The organism is Providencia sp. PROV_01 (genome assembly GCF_053098325.1).
The window spans coordinates 2,251,185-2,268,490 of the sequence record NZ_JBRFKD010000002.1 but is presented as its reverse complement, the minus strand read 5'-3'; the positions used below and the strand labels follow the sequence as shown (position 1 = coordinate 2,268,490).

16 protein-coding genes are annotated in these 17,306 nt (G+C 38.3%); 7 read left to right on the top strand and 9 right to left on the bottom strand.

Going from position 1 to position 17,306, the window contains the following annotated elements; translation table 11 throughout:
* Window positions 1-157: 157 nt before the first annotated feature.
* The 5 genes from ACU696_RS10975 to yieE form a co-directional block, all read right to left on the bottom strand.
* Window positions 158-946 (bottom strand): ABC transporter ATP-binding protein, encoded by a 789-nt coding sequence (locus ACU696_RS10975; RefSeq protein ID WP_094960415.1) that lies wholly within the window; start codon window positions 944-946, stop codon window positions 158-160.
* Window positions 940-2,034 (bottom strand): FecCD family ABC transporter permease, encoded by a 1,095-nt coding sequence (locus ACU696_RS10970; protein WP_164528735.1) that lies wholly within the window; start codon window positions 2,032-2,034, stop codon window positions 940-942. The genes ACU696_RS10975 and ACU696_RS10970 overlap by 7 nt, the downstream gene beginning before the upstream one ends.
* A gap of 19 nt (window positions 2,035-2,053) precedes the next feature.
* The gene (locus tag ACU696_RS10965) at window positions 2,054-3,217 is read right to left on the bottom strand and encodes an ABC transporter substrate-binding protein (protein ID WP_419181515.1); all 1,164 of its coding nucleotides are present in this window, start codon (window positions 3,215-3,217) and stop codon (window positions 2,054-2,056) included.
* A gap of 221 nt (window positions 3,218-3,438) precedes the next feature.
* Window positions 3,439-4,929 (bottom strand): amino acid permease, encoded by a 1,491-nt coding sequence (locus ACU696_RS10960; RefSeq protein WP_109911585.1) that lies wholly within the window; start codon window positions 4,927-4,929, stop codon window positions 3,439-3,441.
* Window positions 4,930-5,335: 406 nt separating this feature from the next.
* Complete coding sequence (gene yieE, locus ACU696_RS10955; protein ID WP_004911888.1) at window positions 5,336-6,199, bottom strand: DNA-binding transcriptional regulator YeiE; 864 nt, start codon at window positions 6,197-6,199, stop codon at window positions 5,336-5,338.
* Between the two features lie 193 nt (window positions 6,200-6,392).
* Here yieE and ACU696_RS10950 point away from each other — a divergent pair, with 193 nt between their 5' ends.
* Both ACU696_RS10950 and nfo read left to right on the top strand, forming a co-directional pair.
* A complete protein-coding gene (locus tag ACU696_RS10950) occupies window positions 6,393-7,472 on the top strand; it encodes a YeiH family protein (protein ID WP_109911584.1) in 1,080 nt (359 codons plus the stop codon).
* 100 nt (window positions 7,473-7,572) lie between these two features.
* Window positions 7,573-8,418 carry a deoxyribonuclease IV gene (gene nfo, locus ACU696_RS10945; RefSeq protein ID WP_123381707.1) on the top strand — a complete coding sequence of 282 codons (846 nt, stop codon included), beginning with the start codon at window positions 7,573-7,575 and terminating at the stop codon, window positions 8,416-8,418.
* Window positions 8,419-8,490: 72 nt separating this feature from the next.
* Here the strand turns inward: nfo and fruK are convergent, their stop codons facing one another.
* On the bottom strand, window positions 8,491-9,426 hold the full coding sequence (gene fruK / locus ACU696_RS10940; protein ID WP_004253135.1) for a 1-phosphofructokinase: 936 nt from the start codon (window positions 9,424-9,426) through the stop codon (window positions 8,491-8,493).
* A gap of 164 nt (window positions 9,427-9,590) precedes the next feature.
* Here fruK and ACU696_RS10935 point away from each other — a divergent pair, with 164 nt between their 5' ends.
* The 3 genes from ACU696_RS10935 (at window position 9,591) to yeiP (ending at window position 12,159) form a co-directional block, all read left to right on the top strand.
* Window positions 9,591-10,028 (top strand): nucleotide triphosphate diphosphatase NUDT15, encoded by a 438-nt coding sequence (locus ACU696_RS10935; RefSeq protein ID WP_004911901.1) that lies wholly within the window; start codon window positions 9,591-9,593, stop codon window positions 10,026-10,028.
* Window positions 10,029-10,189: 161 nt separating this feature from the next.
* Window positions 10,190-11,434, top strand: coding sequence for a tryptophan permease (mtr, locus tag ACU696_RS10930; protein WP_109911582.1), 1,245 nt, complete (start codon window positions 10,190-10,192; stop codon window positions 11,432-11,434).
* 152 nt (window positions 11,435-11,586) lie between these two features.
* Window positions 11,587-12,159, top strand: a complete 573-nt coding sequence (yeiP, locus tag ACU696_RS10925) for an elongation factor P-like protein YeiP (RefSeq protein ID WP_004911909.1) — start codon at window positions 11,587-11,589, stop codon at window positions 12,157-12,159.
* Between the two features lie 137 nt (window positions 12,160-12,296).
* On the opposite strand, the gene ACU696_RS10920 is transcribed toward yeiP, so the two are convergent.
* Window positions 12,297-12,641: a hypothetical protein gene (locus ACU696_RS10920; RefSeq protein WP_004911913.1), complete on the bottom strand. Its 345-nt coding sequence runs from the start codon at window positions 12,639-12,641 to the stop codon at window positions 12,297-12,299.
* A 338-nt stretch (window positions 12,642-12,979) separates the two neighbouring features.
* Here ACU696_RS10920 and ACU696_RS10915 point away from each other — a divergent pair, with 338 nt between their 5' ends.
* Window positions 12,980-13,579 (top strand): YrbL family protein, encoded by a 600-nt coding sequence (locus ACU696_RS10915; RefSeq protein ID WP_109911631.1) that lies wholly within the window; start codon window positions 12,980-12,982, stop codon window positions 13,577-13,579.
* A 749-nt stretch (window positions 13,580-14,328) separates the two neighbouring features.
* Window positions 14,329-14,913 (top strand): bifunctional murein DD-endopeptidase/murein LD-carboxypeptidase, encoded by a 585-nt coding sequence (gene mepS / locus ACU696_RS10910; protein WP_004911920.1) that lies wholly within the window; start codon window positions 14,329-14,331, stop codon window positions 14,911-14,913.
* A gap of 252 nt (window positions 14,914-15,165) precedes the next feature.
* Here the strand turns inward: mepS and ACU696_RS10905 are convergent, their stop codons facing one another.
* Window positions 15,166-15,507 (bottom strand): hypothetical protein, encoded by a 342-nt coding sequence (locus ACU696_RS10905; RefSeq protein ID WP_004260080.1) that lies wholly within the window; start codon window positions 15,505-15,507, stop codon window positions 15,166-15,168.
* A 614-nt stretch (window positions 15,508-16,121) separates the two neighbouring features.
* Entirely contained in the window at window positions 16,122-17,306 is a 1,185-nt protein-coding gene (locus ACU696_RS10900; protein ID WP_109911581.1) for a Bcr/CflA family multidrug efflux MFS transporter, read from the bottom strand.

Genomic DNA, 17,306 nt, shown 5'->3' with positions numbered 1-17,306 from the left:
CCCATAGGAAATTCATGGTAAAAACCATTATATAATTCAATTAAATTTCCTGTGGGTAATTACTATTAATTAAGATTTGATTTTTTTAATATTGCGCCCTCTATATTTTATTTAATGTGCTTGCCAAGTGCTGCAAGCACACTATTCTATTACTATATTAACTTGCTAATTTATCAACCAGCCCATCTATTAGGACTTGTGGCACACCTTGCGAACAACGTTCAATACGACCCCGCACGCCATAAACCTCAGCAAGGCTTTCGGGGGTAATAACCTCAGCGGGTTCGCCTTGAGCAATTAAATTACCTTGTTTCAACATTAATACATGCTCCGCATGTTTGAGCGCAATATTAATATCATGAACCACCACAACCGTGATTATATTTCGACGTTTCGTCTCTTTTGCGACTAAATCCATCACATGATATTGGTAATTTAAATCCAGCGCACTTAACGGTTCATCTAATAACAATAAGTTGGGTTGACGAATTAAAGATTGTGCCAAACCCACTAATTGTTTTTGACCACCTGAGAGTTGGTCTAAATAACTTAACGCCAAATGCTCAATACCTAATTGACGTAATAACCCCATTACTTCGTCTTTACTATTCTCATTGCTCAAACCGCCTGAAGCACGTTGAGCAACAATCACTGACTCTAAAACATACAGGTGCACACCAGCAGGTAATGTTTGCGGTAAATACACCACATTTTGTGCTCGCTGGGCAAAACTCTGTTGGGTTAAGTCTTGACCATCCAGTAATAACTGCCCTGTTGCCTTATTTAACCCCGCCAACGAACGCAATAATGTGGATTTGCCACTACCATTTGGCCCAAGTAATACCGTGATCTTGCCGCGAGGCAAGATATCCGTCGATAGGTTCTCAATTACGGGACGTTTAGGGTAACCTGCATTAAATTGGTTAATAATCAGGCCACTCATGATACGTTCCCTCTATGACGCAAAATAATACTTAGGAAGAACGGTACACCAACCAACGAGGTCACGATCCCAACAGGGATAATCACACCCGGAATAATATTCTTCGACGCTATTGAGGCCATGGATAAAATTAACGCCCCAATTAATGCACTTGCAGGCAGATAAAAACGGTGATCTTCACCAAAAATCAACCTTGCTATATGTGGCGCAACTAAACCAATAAAGGCAATAGGACCGACAAATGCCACTGCTAGCGCCGATAAAATACTAATGCGTAATAACGTTGTTAACCTTAAACGGCGCACATCAATACCGAAACTGATCGCCCTATCCTCACCCAATCTTAAAGCCGTTAGCTTCCATGAACTCATCATGGCAATTGGGAAAATAAGTGCGAAAACTAATGCCATCACCCCAAGTTTCACCCAAGTCGCTTTTGATAAACTGCCCATCGTCCAAAAGACTAAACCCTGCAAGGTATCTTCTGTTGCGATGAATTGCATCATGGAAACCAATGCATTAAAGGTGAACACAAGCGCAATACCAAACAGTACGACACCTGAAGTTGCTACACGCGTCCAACGAGTGACTGCGTCTAACATCAGTGCGGCTAACAGGGCAAAAATAAAGGCATTGGCTGATATCACCCATTGATCAGGCACGCCTGGAATTGCAATACCAGAAACAATCGCTAATGCGGCACCGAATGCTGCTGCATTAGATACCCCTAATGTAAATGGGCTCGCTAACGGGTTATTGAGGATTGTCTGCATCTCAGCACCCGCAAGCCCTAATGACATGCCAATCACCACGGCCATCAATGCGTAAGGCAAGCGAATGTCCCAGACAATGACACGCGTTCCTGCATCAACCGACTCTGGGGTCATCAACGTTTGCCATAAGCGCTCAAGAGATAACCCTGAAGGCCCCAAGGTAAAATCTATAACCAGTGATAATAAAATTGCCGCGATGATAACAACTATCCATGTCAATCGACGGCGTAACATAGTTTGATAATGCTGTTTTACATTATTGTCAGCCTGAATAGCCGCTTTTTCAGCCGTAATCATTGGCTCGCTCGTAATACTCATCAACTCTTACCCGTTTTCATTACTTTTCGCTGACCCAATATACACCGGTTGGTTCGATGGCGAGAAACTCTCGATGCAATTCTTCTAGTGTTTTTTGCGGTTCTAGATCGGCAAATTGTTCTGGGTAGAACCATTTGGCGAAAACTTGCGTCGCAATCACATTGTATGGAGAGTTATAGTAATTGTGCCAGATAGCATAATCTTGCTTATCTTTTACGGCTGATAACGAGCTAATCCCTTTACGTTCAGTAATTTTTTTCAGGCTTTCTTGTGCATCAGCTAATGTGCTTTGTGCGCCTAATTGAACGCCTGCATCTTTACTACCTGGCGCTTTTGCACCAGATGCAATGTAAATATTTGGGTCTGCAGCAATGATTTTCTCTAAGTTCATCGTACCAAGCGCGCCCGGCAAAACGTCTTTAGCGATATTTTTACCACCAGCTAAATCAATAAAGTTCCCCATATTTCCATCACCAGCGGTACCACAGCAATCTTCAAAAGCACCAGCGCGTAATTCAATAAAAACACTTGGTTTTTTATCTTCTGGTATTTTCGAAGTAATATCAGTGACTAATTTTTGGTTTCTTTCATAAAAATCGACATATTTATTTGCCGCCTGTTCGCGGTTCAATGCTTTACCAAGTAAACGCATGCTTGGTAAAGTGTTTTCCAGTGGTTTATCACGGAAATCCACAAATACGACAGGTACACCAGCTTTTTCGAGCTGGCTAACTAATTCACTATTTTTACCCGGCCCATGGCCTGACAAACCAAAAATCGCAATATCTGGATTTAGAGTTAATACTTTTTCTGAACTGACGCTATCTGCACTGGTATTACCAATTAATGGAATGTTATCAATTTCAGGAAATTTCGCTTTATAAACAGCATATGTTTGCGGGTCTAGTTTTCGAAGGTCACCTTGCCAACCTACAATTCGCTCAATGGGTTTATCACCTTCTAGCAGAGCTATTGCACTAAATAGGCGCCCTTCGCCTAATAAAATGCGATTAACATTATCAGGAACCTCAACGGTACGACCTGCAATATCAGTCACTGTTACAGCCCAAGCGCTCATACTGGCACTTGCTAATAACGCTAAACTTATTCCTTTTACTACCGACCTAGCTACAGACTTCTTGGCTACCGACGACATAGTATTAAGCTCCACTCTTAACCTCATTGACTTACTTTTTTTTATGCGGTAACAATAAAGCAAATAAGAATACTTATCAATACGATTATTAGTTTAATCATGGCTTTCATCAATAGAATTCTGTGACCATCATCGTAAACCTAAACATTCAGCCTATTTTACCGCCAAAATGCAGGTTTATTGCGCTATATATAAAAAAACAGCACCCTATTAAGAGTGCTGTTATTGATGATAGATATTTAAAAAAACTATTTATCTAAATTTTCGCGGTAACTTGGAAAGCTCATGTCTTTATAACGGATAAACGTCGTTTTCTTCGCTATCTTATAACCAAACCAAATTGCTAAAAATAACGGAATTCCAATATAAGTTGCGGTAACCCCTACCCAATCAATTTTATCTTCTAAAAAAGCTTGGTAGTTTTGACCCAACGTGATTGTTAAGCACAAAATAAAGGCAAAAATAGGACCGATTGGGAAAAAGCCTGAACGATAAGGTAAGTCATTAAGATCTCTCCCTTGTGCAATATAGCCCCTACGGAAACGATAATGGCTAATGGCAATACCTAACCAAGCAATAAACCCTGTCATCCCCGATGTATTTAACAACCACAAGTACACCGTTTGGTTGCCAAACATGGAACTTAGGAAACATAACCCTGCAACAACCGTCGTTGCTAACAATGCATAACGAGGTACGCCACCTTTAGATAAACGGGCGAAAATACGTGGAGCCTTACCTTCACGGGCTAAGGTATACAACATACGCGTTGATGCGTACATACCGGAGTTACCTGCCGATAATACCGCTGTTAAAATAACCGCATTCATTACTGCTGCCGCAGATAATAAGCCTGCATTTTCAAATACTAAAGTGAATGGGCTTACACTAATATCTTTGACATCATTACGCAGTAAGTTTGGATCAGTGTAAGGAATGATCAAACTAATAATTAAGATTGCAAAGATATAGAATAACAAGATACGCCAAAATACTTTGCGCACGGCTTTTGGAATATTTTTAGCGGGGTCTTTCGATTCACCCGCAGCAATACCGATTAATTCAGTTCCTTGGAATGAGAACCCAACTATCATTGCCACACCAATCATGGCTGAAAAACCACCAGCAAAAGGCGCATCACCAATTTCCCAATTATGCCACCCGGCATTTTCCGCACCGCTCATGATGCCAAAAATCATTAATACGCCGACAACAATAAAAATGATGACCGTGGTGACTTTTATTAATGAGAACCAGTATTCAGCCTCACCAAACCCTTTAACCGAGATGAAATTCAGTAAGAAAATAATGGCAAGGAAAATGGCGCTCCAAATCCAACCGGGGGTATCTGGGAACCAGTAAGTCATCACTAATTGAGCGGCAACTAAGTCAACCGCAATGGTCACAGCCCAGTTGTACCAGTAGTTCCACCCAAGCGCAAAGCCAAAGCCTTCATCGACATATTTTGCACCATAGGTTGCAAATGAACCTGAAACGGGCATATATGCGGCTAACTCACCTAAACTGGTCATCAAAAAATAGACCATTAAGCCAATGATAGCATAAGAAAGGAGTGCTCCACCGGGGCCTGCTTGTGCAACCGTTGCCCCAGAGGCAACAAATAAACCTGTACCGATGGACCCACCGATAGCAATCATCGCAAGATGGCGTGCCTTTAACTCACGGCGTAGTCTTTGTGGGCCGCCCTGCGAGATAGTATTGGTATGTTGTTCTGACATTTGTTCCCTGCATTTTATTATTCAGCTAATATCGCAGGGATTCTAGCAAAATAGACTGTGAGAACTAAGCAACTCTTCACTGTTATAAGATACCTTCATAATTCACACAAAATTATAAGTAAAATGCGTTATCTCAAAAAATTCAGTATACCCTCTTAATAAGAGGACGACGTCTTATTTTCTTTATCGTGTCAGTAGCGGCAAATGTGACTGTTCAAGGCACATAAAAAGTGCAGCCAACAACGCGATAGCCTATCACAAGTGCAACACATTCACTGCAATCCTCTATAGCTTTTAGCGTGTCGCTAGGCGGCAATTGAGACTATCCAAGGAGCATACATTAGTATGTGACTTGGGTCGTCGATTGCAGCCAACAACGCGACAGGTTAAAAGATGACGAGGATTTTTAATTACAGTAAGACAGAAGGTTAGTAATCGCATTCGAAAGATGCTTTTGGCGGTGATAAATCAAATATAGCGTTCTTTCTAAATGAAGTTCATCTATTTTTAGTTCAACTAGAGAGCCATTTTCTAATTGCTCTTCGATCACCCGACGAGATAAACAACTTATACCTATTCCATAACGAACTGCATGTTTGATAGCTTCTGAATTCCCTAGCTCCATTAAAATATGAAAGCCAGGAAGATGTGCAAATAATAATTGGTCGAGCACGTCCCGCGTACCTGAACCTCTTTCACGCAAAATCCAAGGCGCATCACGCAAATCTTTTAAAGAAACTTTTTTATTCGCCAATGGATTTTGGGGTGAAACAAAAATAACGAGTTCATCTTTTAACCATGCTTTTGAAATTAACTCAGGGCTATGACAAACGCCTTCGATTAACCCAACATCGGCTCTAAATTCCATGACTGCTTTAATAATTTCTTCTGTGTTACTGATAAAAAGCTCTAAAGGAATATCCGGGTGGTCATGACGGTAACCCGCTAAGACTTCTGGTAAAATATAATTACCAATCGTTGTACTTGCTGCAAGACGCACTGCGCCCATCTCTTTTTTAAATAATTGCTCGACTTCTAACCCTTGCTCTAATAACGCTAAAGCTTTGGGATATAGCAGCCTTCCGTGCTCATTCGTAACAAGTCGTTTACCCACACGGTCAAATAATTGAACGCCTAATTGACCTTCTAAATCCGTTAGCGACGCGCTGACAGCCGATTGTGAAAGTGCTAATAACTGAGATGCCTGCGTCGTGGAGCCACTTTTTAATACTTCCGTAAAAACCTCAAGTTGCCTAAGTGTAATTCGCATAAAGGTAAGCCCCAACGTGATTTTTAGTATTTGTAATAATAATGTTAATATTAACGATTTATTCGCAATATTCCAGAAGAAACTTATAATCTATTTTGGTGGTAGATTATATAAAGATAATCAATTTAAATTATTATTACTTTTGTTATATCCTTATTACTAAATCTTATAAGCGGTAATAAAGAGTATTATCATGAATAAAAGTGACACCAACACCCTTGAGCAGAATAGCCTAAACCCTATATTTAAACTCATACCAGGTATTATTCTAGCGGGTATTCTAACTGCTATTGCAATTTACCTCGGTGACCAACCCTGGTTTATGGATATTGGTTTAGGTGCATTAACTCTCGCAATATTATTAGGAATTATTGTCGGGAATACTTTTTACCCCGTAGCCAGTCAATCTTGTGATGCTGGCATTAAATTTGCCAAACACTATTTTTTACGTGCCGGGATTATTTTGTATGGCTTTCGCCTTACTTTTCAACAGATCACTGACGTAGGCGCTACTGGTGTAATTATTGATGCTTTAACATTAACATCGACATTTTTATTAGCGTATTGGCTAGGTAAAAAAGTGTTCGGTCTTGATGAAGAAACAACATTATTAATTGGCGCAGGTAGTAGTATCTGTGGTGCAGCCGCGGTCATGGCAACTGAGCCTGTCGTTAAAGCTTCTGCGAGTAAAGTCGCTGTTGCCGTTTCAACCGTTGTTATTTTTGGTACGATTTGTATTTTTGTTTACCCTTGGATTTACCAATTAAACGCACACTTTGGTTGGTTTCCGGCAACAGAAGAAACCTTTGGAATTTACATTGGTTCAACAGTACATGAAGTTGCACAGGTTGTTGCAGCAGGCCATACAATTGGTACAGATGCAGAAAATGCCTCTGTTATTGCCAAAATGATCCGTGTCATGATGCTTGCGCCATTTTTAATTATTTTATCTGCGTTTTTAAGCCGTAAAACGGCCGCTAACCAAACAACAAAGACCCAAAAAAGTAAAATTACTATTCCTTGGTTTGCTGTATTTTTTATTGTTGTCGCAGGTTTTAACTCACTCAATTTACTGCCTCAGGCATTAGTACAGCAAGTTATTGCTTTGGATACCATTTTACTTGCTATGGCAATGGTTGCTTTAGGGTTGACTACCCATGTTAGCGCTATTCGCCAAGCGGGCATTAAACCATTGCTAATGGCGTTGATACTGTTTGTTTGGTTGATAGTTGGCGGGCTATTAATTAACTTACTGATTCAAAACATTTTTTAATCTACATTTTCCTCGTTTTTAGCCACCTTAACTGGTGGCTTTTTTGTTGATTTCATTTATTCACTTATTAATGGCATACTCCAATAAAAAGGAGTCAAAAATGAAATATATTGGAGCACATGTCAGCGCCTCTGGTGGCGTTGACCAAGCCGTTATTCGTGCACATGAAATCAACGCAACCGCTTTTGCATTGTTCACAAAAAATCAGCGTCAGTGGAAAGCTGCGCCACTGAGCGAAGAAGTGATTAAAAAATTTAAAGATAACTGCAAAAAATATGGATACGGTAAACACCAGATCCTGCCCCATGACAGCTATTTAATCAATTTAGGTCATCCTGAATTTGAAGCTCTAGAAAAATCTCGGGTCGCTTTTATCGATGAAATGCAGCGCTGTGAGCAATTAGGTATTGATTTACTTAATTTCCACCCAGGTAGTCATTTAAACAAAATTGAAATTGACGACTGTTTAGCGCGGATTGCTGAATCTATTAATATCGCGCTTGCTGAAACCGAGGGAGTGACTGCTGTCATTGAAAATACGGCAGGGCAAGGTACTAACTTAGGTTTTGACTTTACACATCTCGCAAAAATTATTGATGGGGTAAAAGATAAAAGCCGTGTAGGTGTGTGTATCGATACTTGTCATGCTTTTGCCGCAGGTTATGACCTACGCACTGCCGAAGATTGTGATAAAACATTTGACCAGTTTGCAGAAATTGTCGGATTTGAATTTCTAAAAGGAATGCACCTTAATGATGCGAAAAGTGAATTTGCCAGCCGTGTCGACCGCCACCATAGTTTAGGTGAAGGGAATATTGGTTTTGCACCATTTACTTACATTATGCAAGATAACCGCTTCGATGGTATCCCTTTGATTTTAGAAACCGTAAACCCCGATATTTGGCCACAAGAAATTGCGTGGTTAAAAGCACAACAAAATAATTAGCGATTTAGCCTACTTTCTAATAACAAAAACCCCCGCATTTATCATATGGGGGTTTTATTTGAACTGAATGACCTATAACGATTTCATTTCAATTTTTGCCATCATATCCGCTAATTTATTTCTATTTTTTAAGCCGACATCTGGCTGGGAAACTGAGAGTGCAGAAATTGCAGTCGCCATACGTAAGGTATGCTCACTGGACTCACCATTGAGTAGCCCGTAAGCTAGCCCTGCCACCATCGAGTCACCAGCCCCAACCGTGCTTATCACTTCACAATGTGGTGGTTTAGCTAACCAAGAACCCGAAGCATTAACCCACAGAGCCCCTTCTTCCCCTAGCGATATGACAACATGGGAAATGCCTTTATCTCTTAATTCATGGGCTGCAGCTACGACATCTTGTAAGTCTGGTAGTTTTCGACCAACCCAACTTTCTAGCTCATGACGATTAGGTTTTACTAGCCATGGTGACGCTTTTAAACCCGCCTTTAAGGCTTCTCGACTGCTATCAAAAATAATACATGGGCATAATTGGCGAAGGCGAGTCATCCACCGAGTAAATTCTTCTGGATCAATACCACTTGGCAAACTTCCGCTAACCACAACCATATCAAAATGGCCAAGCCAATTGAGTGATTCTGTCGAGAAACGGTTCCAGTCTTCTTTGCTGACCTCAAAACCTGAAAAGTTGAAATCAGTCGATTCCCCATTGTTTTCCGTGAGTTTTACGTTAATTCGTGTCCGTCCTGGCACCATACTAAAGCGGTTAGCCATGCCATTTTCACTGAAAAAATGTTGGAATTCTTCTTGGTTATCCTTTCCCATAAAACCACTAACAGTGATATCAATACCTAAGTCACGGAGTACTTTTGCGACATTGACCCCTTTACCACCCGCATTGAGGCTAGCGGTTTTGACTAAATTGACTTCCCCCACTTCGATAGTAGAGCATAAGCCCACAAGGTCGTAAGCAGGATTTAATGTAATTGTAGCAACCCGGCGAGTCATAACCACTAATCTCCCTTATCATGATTATCGTGTCTTTAAATTTAAGTATAGTTATAACATTAAAGCATATTGTTTTCAGTGATATTTGTACTTTTTCCTGCTTGTTTTTCTACAAGATTATGTCAGGATCAGCGCGCTGAAAAATAAAATAATAAGGAGAATATATGTCTGAGCCTGCTTACGTCGTCGTTGGTGTCGGTGTGCTAATCACTAACAAGTATGGGCAAATTTTGATAGGTAAACGCAGTAGTAAACATGCGCCCTATTGGTCCATTTTCGGCGGACATGTCGACCCCGGTGAATCTTTTGAAACCTGTGCAATTCGCGAAATAAAAGAAGAGATAGGTATTGATATCCAAGCCCCCACTGTTTTTGGCATCAGCAATAATTTACAAACTCACCAACAAGAAGGTAAACACACCGTTTCTGTTTGCATGCATGTTGAATATGACGGTGATGTTGAGCCTCAAATTATGGAACCAGATAAATGTGAAAGCTTAATGTGGGTTTCACCAGACAAACTCCCAGAACCGCATTTTGAGGCTAGTCGCAACGCGGTTGACCTCTGGCTAACACAACGTTTCTATCGCCAAAACGCCTAATTAATCGTAAGCGTACAAACATTCTCGCGTTGTACGTTTATTATCCATCCCTTTCTAATTACTCATTTTTCCCTGTTTTATTCTATTTACTATATTTACAATACTTCATGCTTGCCGTATCATTTAGCTAGTACAGTGAAACAATATATTTAGGAGCCACCATGGCTATTGATGGAACAACACAACAAAAAAATCCTTCTATATTAGGAGGTGCTATGATCATTGCCGGTACCGCAGTGGGTGCTGGTATGTTTTCTATTCCTATGGTGACTTCTGGCGTATGGTTCACAGGCTCCGTCATACTGTTGATTTATACCTTTATTTGCATGTTACTTTCTGGGTTAATGATTTTAGAAGCCAATATGAATTACCCTGCGGGCGCTAGTTTCCATACGATGGTTAAAGATTTGTTGGGTTCGACATGGAATTCAATTAATAGTTTATCCGTCACCTTTGTGCTTTACATACTTACTTATGCCTATATTTCTGCGGGTAGCTCTATCATCGCAGCGAATTTGTCAGAAAAAATACAGATACCTCAAGCAGGTGCTGGCTTTATTTTTGCCTTCATAGTGGCTTTTTTTGTGTGGCTTTCTACGCGTGCTGTCGATAGGTTAAGCACTATTTTAATTGGTGGAATGGTAATCACCTTTATTATGTCAATCGGTGGAATGGTTTCAACTGCATCTCCAGCTATCTTATTTAACCAAACTGAACAAGGTGAAAGCCAGTATCTTCCATATGCCTTAGCCGCATTACCTTATTTATTAACTTCATTTGGTTATCACGGTAATGTGCCAGGATTAGTAAAATATTATAATAAAGATAGCCGCAGTGTTGTTAAGAGCCTCGTCTATGGCGCAACCATTACCGTGGTTATCTATATTTTGTGGCAGTATGCGATTCAAGGAAATATTCCAAGAACTTCATTTATTGAAATCAGAGAAAATGGTAATAATATTGATGCATTACTGACCCAAATGAATATTTCCACCCAAAGCAGTTTTATTTCTCAGTTTTTGAACCTGTTCTCCTATATGGCTTTAGCGAGTTCTTTCTTAGGTGTATCTTTAGGGCTATTTGATTTTATCGCTGATTTTTTCAAATTTGAAGATAACAAATTTGGCCGCCTTAAATCCATATTAGTCACCTTTTTACCACCAACAGTACTCGCTTTAATTTTTCCTAATGGGTTTATTTATGCGATTGGTTTTGCAGGGTTAGCAGCGACTATTTGGGCTGTTATTGTCCCTGCCCTGATGGCGAAAGCAAGTCGTAAACGCTACCCTAACAACAGTTATAAAGCACCAGGAGGGAGCTTTATCATTGGCTTCGTGATCCTCTTTGGATTAATTAATGCGGTCGCTCATTTATTATCGCTATCTGGTTTACTTCCTATCTATTAACCATTCGAGTATGAATATAACCTACGGGTTATATTCATACTGATATTTATCTAAAAATTTTTCACTGAAAATTGACTTCAGCATCTTGCCTAATTCCTTATCTGCGAGTAATTTTGTCGCACTCTTTTTGACAACCCTAAAGAAGGTTATTTATGGCCAAGGCCAACGAAATTAAACGTGGTTTAGCAATTAACTACAATGGCAAACTATTACTTGTAAAAGACATTGATATTCAAGCACCTAGCGCTCGTGGTGCAAGTACGCTATATAAAATGCGCTTTACTGATATCAAAACTGGCCAGAAAGTTGAAGAGCGTTTCAAAGGCGATGATATTTTAGAAACCATTTCGCTAACACGCCGTGGAGTGAGTTTTTCTTATATTGATGGTGATGAATATGTCTTCATGGACAATGAAGATTACACTCCTTACATTTTCAAAAAAGCGGATATTGAAGAAGAATTACTTTTTATTCCTGAAGAAGGGTTACCAGGAATGCAAGTATTAACAATGGATGGACAAGTTCTTGCATTAGAGCTACCACAAACGGTTGATATGGTGATTGTTGAAACAACACCTGCAATTAAAGGCGCATCAGCAAGCGCACGGACTAAACCCGCAACCATGGCTACAGGACTAACAGTCCAAGTCCCTGAATATTTAACCAGCGGAGAAAAAATTCGTATTCATATCGCCGAGCGTCGTTATATGGGCCGTTGTGACTAATTTTTGTTTTTAATTTGATAGAAACAATTTTTTATATGCCTATGAAGTTACTGTTCATAGGCATATGTCATTAAAATTAAACATTGCATACCCTTCTCATATTAGTTTGCTACATTCAATTCTTATTCAACTCAAGATTAATCGTATTTTATTGTATAAATACCTAAGGTTTTATCTTTATTAATCCAATTAAATTGTTGAGTACCTTTTTGATTCGGAAGCAACATTTCTTTATTTTTTAATTTACGAATATCTGCAGATGCAGTTTCCAATTTACCATTATCATTCCAGCATTTAGTTTCAACTTTATTAGCATTCGCTTCGACAACACAAGGTGATGCAACTATGGCACCAGTAAATCGAATAACGCCTGTACTACTGCGTTTCGTCTCACTATTTTCTGACGCAACGATTGAAAAACTTGTGCTTAATGCTGTTACTGCCAGAAAAGTCATGACCATTTTTTTTACTGAGCTATTCATAATGAAATCCCCTTTTAAAATTATGTTATCGTCACTTTCTGTAATTTATTTACAGTTAAAGTATTTAATTTGGCTGAATTGCCTGAGGACGACATACTAATTCCAAAGGGATATTAATAATTTCATTTATGGTCGTAGTTTTTTATTTTTTGTTTTAATTATTTATCAAAACAAAATAAAGGACTTACATCACACTTAATTAACCACACAAAATGCAACACTTTATAAATAATATCTATTAGCATTAGCCCTATAATTTATGAAAATCGTCGCAACGCCACTTAAGGCTCATCTATACATCAAAAACTTTAGAATCGTTAAAGATAGTGTTAATCATCATGCATAAGAATTTAAATAAAAAAATCGCATTACCCTCTATCAATTTGATCGCATCAGGCCGACAGCGTGCTTGTTATCAGCATCCTGAATATGATGACCTATGTGTAAAAGTTCATTTAAGTGGAAGAGATGATAAAGAAACATTAAGAGAGGTTCGCTATTATAAGCGTCTATATAAAAAAAACTTCACAATAAAAACAATTTCTCATTACTATGGAACCCAGCAAACTGATCGCGGATTAGGATATGTATTCCAATTAATCAAAGATAAAACTGGAAATGTTTCACATACTTTAGATTACTACCTAAAAAACAAACAACTTTTTTTAAAACATAAAAAAAATATGAAAATTGCTTATGAGCAATTTAAAAAGAATATTTATAAAGAGGCTATCGCCACGATGGCACTTAAGACTTACAACATTGTTTACCAATTAGGTTATAAACCTCACGGCCAATTTCTGATTATTGATAACCTTGGGTCATCTAACTTCATTCCCATGGATTATTTTTCAGCTAGAATTGCTCGTGCTACCCTCAATCGCCGGTTTAATGATTTCGAGCAACGGCTTTATCGTGACTACAATATCAAGATATAGCACATACACTGATGGTTCACCTACATTATTACCGTTTGGTGGTCGACATAAATTACCTCTCACTCGCCAGTATCTATTTCATAAAGAAAATCCGAACAACAAAACACCCTGATAAACATACAGTGAATTGACTTTCTTCATTATTCTTTGTTTGACTTTTATTCTAATCATCCTTTTTAAAGTCTACTAAGCTATTCGTTTTACTCACAAATAAGCCGTCATTAGATATAAATTTAAACTTCTTTACATTTCAAACTTAAAAAGCACATATTTATGTAATTACACTGAGATAATAACCAAGAAAATGTGATTTAGATCATATTTCATTGACTGCAATTACCCGTGTTATAAGTAAAGATCCTTCATTGTAGACAGTTATCACATAAACCAATGGCAAATAGGCACTTTTATCTAATGTTTTGTAAATTTCACCTCTATTAACTCGCCATTTTGCTTTTGTTTATGTATGCTCTTAAAGGTTTGATTTGGGATTATTGCGATACCAAATCTTTTATGTAAAAAATGTAAAGAATGTCTTAGTAAATTTAGTCGATATTGATATATATCCTATACTCAATAAGTCATTAAATATGACTAGTACATTCGAAATTTAGTAGTGCTGCGATAAACACTTTCTGCGAAAAACACAGTTTTGGCATCTATAATGCGTTTTTCACAGGGATAAGTTTAGTTTTTTGTGTCTTTTTACACAATAAAGTACTAAAAAATGGTAAGGGATATATATAAGAATGCTAACTCCTGAAAAACTTAAGCGCTATGCTTGGCGCATTGTTCCGGCAATTGCAATCGCCGTAACTCTCACAGCATGTACCAACCCAAAGTCTGCTAAAAACACACAATATACTGCCAAATCAGATGCACGTATGCTAAATGGTTCTGCTGGCGACTCCTTGACGATGGCATCTCAAGATGAATTCGAAGAATTAGTACAAAGTGTTGATACTAAATCTAAAATAATGGATCAATACGCAAGCTGGAAAGGCGTGGCTTATCGTCTTGGCGGTACAACAAAGAAAGGTGTTGATTGTTCAAGTTTCGTACAGCGCACATTCTTTGAACAATTTGGTGTTGAACTCCCTCGTACCACTTCTGAACAAGAATCCTCAGGCAAAAGCGTAAAACGTAATAACCTAAAAGTCGGTGATATTGTTTTATTTAAAACAGGCCGAACTATGAAGCATGTTGGTATCTATATTGGCGACCAAAAATTTGTTCATGCGTCAACCAGTAGTGGTGTTATCGTTTCTGAAATGACTAACTCCTACTGGAGCAAAAGATATTATGCCGGTAGACGTATTATTAATGGCTCATAAGTTTTTTTAACATTCTATATCCCCCTTCCAATAAAAAAGCTTCCATACAATGGAAGCTTTTTTATTGGAAATCTTTATTAACTAAATTTAGTATAGCTATTTGATTCTTTTTGATAAAAATAGCTTAAATACCAAACCCACCTCACGATAACGCTCATTCAAAAACAAGTTATAAAACATAGCTGAACTAAACTTGTAACTAAAATAATAATGAATCATCGAGCCAATATAACCAAGCAAATATACTCAAAACTAAGCACTATAAAAGCCAGAAGACAGTTCTGCAATCGCGACGCCAGAAGCTTTTAAGCGACACATAGCAGCTAGCTCATCATTAGCATGAATGAATAGGCAAATTTCTTTTTGCCACTCTAAGATTGCGTTAGCGATCTGCATATCTGACAATGATTCAGACAATTGCTGCATTGCAATACAATCTGTCGCACAGTCATGGCTAAGTAGCTTCAGCCCCACAAGCTTATCGCTATCGGCATCATTCATAGGCACGACTTCAACATCCGTACCTATTTTGCCTGATAACCAGCGGTAGCTTTGCGGTAGCCTGTGCACCACCGAAAGACCTAATTTTTCCACAAAGATATCCTATTGAAACATTTTAGTATTTTGCCAAGTACTGATACTTACATTCTTACTTGACCTAACACGGGCTTAAGCCAATCATTCATCGTTCAAACCGAACTTTTAGTCATCCAAAAAGTAACATGAATGTTAAATGTCGAACTTTAAATATAACATTAAAAAAACAAAATGTCGTTAAATTTTTGTGACACAAATCATTGCACATTCATTTTAGTAGTAAATATATTAAAATTTAAACTAATTTTGATCTCTAAGCTCAACATCTCACTCAAAACACTTAACTTTTTTTTACATTTATGAAATGAAAATAGTAAAAAACAGTTTGTTTTTGAAGTTAAACCAAATTTTTATTAATGAATAATGTTGCAATAAGCATTAATTCATAAAACATAAATTTAACAAATTTAGCTCGAATGATAATTGATTTAGATCATTTTTCATTAAGGATTTTAATACCTCTACATTACTACTCGCTTTTATCGAGCAATGTTACTTTATCTCTAATAGATAAAATGAATGATCTAGGGAAGTAACTAGAAAATATTCTATTTAAAGAAAGGGGAATTGTGTGTTCTCAGTTTCATCCATGAAACTTGAAAACATATGGTTTACTTTGCTTTTTTCGCTAATAGAACAAATAACATTGATAATGCTACACAAGCAACCATAGAACCAACCATTGGCCATGCGCTCTGAGCGGGTATGAGTGATAATAAAGTCCCAACGAGTGCGCCAATTGAAAACCTTATTGTTCCTGCCAATGAAGAGACGGTTCCGGCAATATGTGGATAATTATCCAAGATCACTGCCATTGCATTAGAAGTAATCATCGCTATGCCACTAACATAGATTGCAACACCGATAACCAATGTCCAAAAATCTAATGCAAATGCCGTTGTAACAAGCAACCACACGCCCATCACAAATTGGATAATGATGCCAAAGTAAAGCATTTTTTCTGCGCCAAAATGCCTTACATAGCGGCTATTTATTGTCGTCATAATAAACAGGAAGATAATGTTGATACCAAAATAGTAGCCAAAATTCTGTGGAGACACCCCATTCAAATCGATATAGACAAAAGCACCTGCATTTAAGAACGAAAACATCCCGGCAAAAGAGAATGAACTCGCTAATATGTAGAACAGAACCTGTCTTGCTCTAAATAAAGTCGCAAATTGCCTTAATGTTGTACCAATATGAAACTTTTGCCTTTTAGCAACGGGCAATGTTTCCCGCACAAAACAGCTCACTAAAATAACGGCAACAACCGCAGCAATGGCGATACTCCAGAAAATGGCATGCCATGAAAACCAACGCATTAGTTCTCCCCCTAAAATAGGGGCTAATAACGGTGCCACCGTCATCACTAATACAACAAAAGACATACTTCTTGAGAATTCATCACGAGTAAACATATCTCGCATAAGTGCGTTAATCACAACACTTGCAGCTGCAGCGGCAAAACCATGTAAAAAACGTAACCAAATCAGTGAATCAATCGATTCAGTGATAGCGCAAGCCGCTGAAGCGATGGCAAAAACGACAACTCCACCCAAAATAACAGGTTTACGCCCAATGCTATCAGCCATAGGACCATAAAATAATTGCCCTATAGCAAAACCAAAAATGTAGCTATTGAGCGTCATTTGAATGCGCCCTTCATCTACATTAAAATAATGCATCATCGTCGGAAAGCTTGGTAGGTACATGTCGATAGCCAATGGCATTAGCATCGATAATAAACCTAGAATTAATATCAGCCCCAAATAGGATGAACGCTGCTGTTGCAC

Bases quoted from the DNA above. Each gene is read 5' to 3' on its own strand.
- ACU696_RS10970 (WP_164528735.1), bottom strand. From the start codon at position 2,034: ATGAGTATTACGAGCGAGCCAATGATTACGGCTGAAAAAGCGGCTATT.
- ACU696_RS10965 (WP_419181515.1), bottom strand. From the start codon at position 3,217: ATGAGGTTAAGAGTGGAGCTTAATACTATGTCGTCGGTAGCCAAGAAG.
- ACU696_RS10960 (WP_109911585.1), bottom strand. From the start codon at position 4,929: ATGTCAGAACAACATACCAATACTATCTCGCAGGGCGGCCCACAAAGA.
- yieE (WP_004911888.1), bottom strand. From the start codon at position 6,199: ATGCGAATTACACTTAGGCAACTTGAGGTTTTTACGGAAGTATTAAAA.
- ACU696_RS10950 (WP_109911584.1), top strand. From the start codon at position 6,393: ATGAATAAAAGTGACACCAACACCCTTGAGCAGAATAGCCTAAACCCT.
- nfo (WP_123381707.1), top strand. From the start codon at position 7,573: ATGAAATATATTGGAGCACATGTCAGCGCCTCTGGTGGCGTTGACCAA.
- fruK (WP_004253135.1), bottom strand. From the start codon at position 9,426: ATGACTCGCCGGGTTGCTACAATTACATTAAATCCTGCTTACGACCTT.
- ACU696_RS10935 (WP_004911901.1), top strand. From the start codon at position 9,591: ATGTCTGAGCCTGCTTACGTCGTCGTTGGTGTCGGTGTGCTAATCACT.
- mtr (WP_109911582.1), top strand. From the start codon at position 10,190: ATGGCTATTGATGGAACAACACAACAAAAAAATCCTTCTATATTAGGA.
- yeiP (WP_004911909.1), top strand. From the start codon at position 11,587: ATGGCCAAGGCCAACGAAATTAAACGTGGTTTAGCAATTAACTACAAT.
- ACU696_RS10920 (WP_004911913.1), bottom strand. From the start codon at position 12,641: ATGAATAGCTCAGTAAAAAAAATGGTCATGACTTTTCTGGCAGTAACA.
- ACU696_RS10915 (WP_109911631.1), top strand. From the start codon at position 12,980: ATGCATAAGAATTTAAATAAAAAAATCGCATTACCCTCTATCAATTTG.
- mepS (WP_004911920.1), top strand. From the start codon at position 14,329: ATGCTAACTCCTGAAAAACTTAAGCGCTATGCTTGGCGCATTGTTCCG.